This is a genomic window from Streptomyces bambusae (assembly GCF_020532645.1).
Taxonomy (GTDB): domain Bacteria; phylum Actinomycetota; class Actinomycetes; order Streptomycetales; family Streptomycetaceae; genus Streptomyces; species Streptomyces bambusae.
Genome location: NZ_JAJAUZ010000148.1, coordinates 1 through 565, shown reverse-complemented (window position 1 = coordinate 565; position 565 = coordinate 1). Strand labels below are relative to the sequence as shown.

At 72.4% G+C, this 565-nt stretch carries 1 protein-coding gene; it reads left to right on the top strand.

Annotated features, from left to right (window positions below; all coding sequences use genetic code 11):
• Positions 1–120: 120 nt before the first annotated feature.
• Positions 121–565: ATP-binding protein (locus LG634_RS37575; protein WP_226741041.1), on the top strand; the 445-nt coding region annotated here is incomplete at its 3' end.

Genomic DNA, 565 nt, shown 5'->3' with positions numbered 1-565 from the left:
TGAAGTGCATCGCCGCAGCATGCCTCGGCCTCCGGCGACGAGCCACGCTTCCTGAAGTCCGCGTCAGCCACTCGTGCGCGTCGAACTCACCGTCAGTCCATTCCGTACGAGGAGTCCGCGATGCTCAGTCTGTCCACCCTGCCCTGCCCGCCGGTCGGGAGCGTGCTCGATGGTCCGCCGCTGCCCGACAACCTGTTCCTGAGCCTGACGCTGGCCGGGTCGCCGCATGCCGCGCGGATCGCCCGTACCGCCGTCGCCGCCGCCCTGCACGTCCACGGGCTCGCCGCGTGCAGTGCGGCGGCCGTGCAGGTCGCGTCCGAACTCGTCGCCACCGCGGCGAAGTTGAGCCCGGGTGAGGACGTGTACCTGTCGGTGCGCTACCGCTGGGACGGCATCCGGCTCACCGTCTTCGACGGGCAGGGCGGACGTAACGGCCCGCACGCGCATCCCCGTATCGCCGCGGCCCGCGACACCGCCCGCCGCTCCGCGCTGCGCTTCATGGCCTGCGTCGTACGGGAGTGCGGCGGGGTCTGGGGATTCGAGGAATCCCGGGAGCCCGGCGGCG